Source organism: Collinsella sp. SGI.180 (assembly GCF_050313455.1).
GTDB lineage: Bacteria > Actinomycetota > Coriobacteriia > Coriobacteriales > Coriobacteriaceae > Collinsella.
This window is the reverse complement of record NZ_JBNPLL010000039.1, coordinates 1-1,995: the sequence shown is the minus strand read 5'-3', so window position 1 is coordinate 1,995 and position 1,995 is coordinate 1. Positions and strand designations below refer to the sequence as shown.

The following is a 1,995-nucleotide window of genomic DNA, read 5'->3' as shown; positions in this document are numbered from 1 at the left end:
AACTAAATGACATTTTTTACAACGATATCATCTGCCGTCTTATTCAGACGTTCACCGTTCTCTTGACAGTCTCACGCACTCAATGGATTACTATCTACTTAAGCGTGATACTGCGCTTGACCTGTTTTAGGCGGGCCGTTTTATTGCTTATGAAGGAAGGACGCACATGGCAGATGTTCACGAGCTGCTTGATACTTGGATTGCCAATGTCAAGGATGATGAGCTGCTGACCGAGCTCAACACGATGAAGGAGCAGGGTGACGAGGATGCCATCACCGATGCCTTCTTCCAGGATCTTGCCTTCGGCACCGCCGGCCTTCGCGGCACGATCGGTGCTGGCACTAACCGTATGAATATCTATACGGTCGGCCGTGCAACGCAGGGCTTCGCCGACTATCTCAATGCGACTTTTGAGCATCCGACGGTTGCCATTGCTCGCGATAGCCGCAATAAGGGCGAATTGTTCGTCAAGACGACTGCTGCTATTCTTGCGGCAAATGGTGTCACCGCCCTTGTGTATCCTAAGATTTCCCCGGTGCCTACGCTATCTTGGGCTGTCCGCGATCTTGAGTGCTCCGGTGGCATTTGCATGACCGCTAGTCATAATCCGGCGCCGTATAACGGCTATAAGGCCTATGGCCCCGACGGCTGCCAGATCACTAGCGAGGCCGCCGATGCAATTTCTAAGGCTATCGCCGAGACCGATACGTTCACTGGCGTGAAGTCCATGGACTTCGATGAGGCTCTTGAGCAGGGTCTGGTCAAATGGATCGACGACTCGTGCCTCGAGCGTTATTACGATGCCGTTCTCGCGCGCGGCGTGACCAACCTTTCTGCCGAGGAGATCGCTGGCGCTCCGCTTAAGCTCGTCTACACTCCGCTCAACGGCACTGGCCTCATTCCCGTCACGACGGTGCTCGAGCGCGCCGGCATCACCGATGTCACGGTTGTTCCCGAGCAGAAGGACCCGAACGGCGATTTCCCGACCTGCCCGTATCCTAACCCCGAGATCCGTCAGGCCATGCAGAAGGGAATCGACCTGTGCGAGCAGGTTCACCCCGATCTGCTGCTTGCAACCGATCCTGACGCCGACCGTGTTGGCGTTGCCGTTAAGAATGGTGATGACTATCTGCTGCTGACCGGCAATGAGATGGGCGTTCTGCTGCTCGACTATATCTGCAAGACCCGTGCCGCCCGCGGCGAGGATCTCACCAAGAAGGTCGCGGTTACTACCATTGTTTCTTCCGCCATGGTCGATGCTCTGGCCGAGGAGTATGGCTTTGAGCTCCGTCGCTGCCTGACGGGCTTCAAGTACATCGGTGACATCATTACCTCGCTTTCCGATGCTGGTGAAGTCGATCGCTTTATCTTCGGTTTCGAGGAGAGCTACGGTTATCTGGCCGGCGACCACGTGCGCGACAAGGACGCCGTGAGCACTTCGCTTCTGATTTGCCAGATGGCGCAGTATTACAAGCTCCAGGGCAAGAACCTTGCCGATGCGATGCACGAGCTGTACGAGAAGTATGGCTACTATCACAACAAGACGATTTCGCTGAGCTATCCGGGCGCTGAGGGTGCGGCAAAGATGGCCGGCATCATGGCTGGTCTGCGCGAGAACCCGCCCGCGGAGCTCGCCAGTTCTAAGATTGAGGCCGTCGTTGATTACAACACCTGCGTGAACGGCCTGCCGAAGGCTAATGTCATTGAGTTCGATCTTGAGGGTGGCAACAAGGGTATTGTCCGTCCTTCCGGCACCGAGCCTAAGATCAAGCTGTACATCTTCGCTAAGGGCGCGGATGCCGCCGAGGCTGATGCAGCACTTGACGCGATTGAGGAGTCAGGTCGCAAGCTGTTGGCCTAAGGCTTTGAAAGCCTATTTCTATAGATAGACGAAAAAGGGGATCTCGGAAACGAGGTCCCCTCTCTATTACTGCTAAATACAGCTGAGAATCCCAAACTGTGTAGGAGTTGTGTGCAACCAGATTCCCGCCCCGC

Annotated in this window: 1 protein-coding gene; it reads left to right on the top strand. The window is 55.5% G+C overall.

Going from position 1 to position 1,995, the window contains the following annotated elements; genetic code table 11:
- The first annotated feature begins 166 nt into the window (after positions 1-166).
- Positions 167-1,861, top strand: a complete 1,695-nt coding sequence (locus ACQRAP_RS08600; protein ID WP_427795394.1) for a phospho-sugar mutase — start codon at positions 167-169, stop codon at positions 1,859-1,861.
- Positions 1,862-1,995 lie beyond the last annotated feature (134 nt).

What these genes read in the sequence shown, in the direction of transcription:
- ACQRAP_RS08600 (WP_427795394.1), top strand. Translation starts at nt 167, where the DNA reads ATGGCAGATGTTCACGAGCTGCTTGATACTTGGATTGCCAATGTCAAG.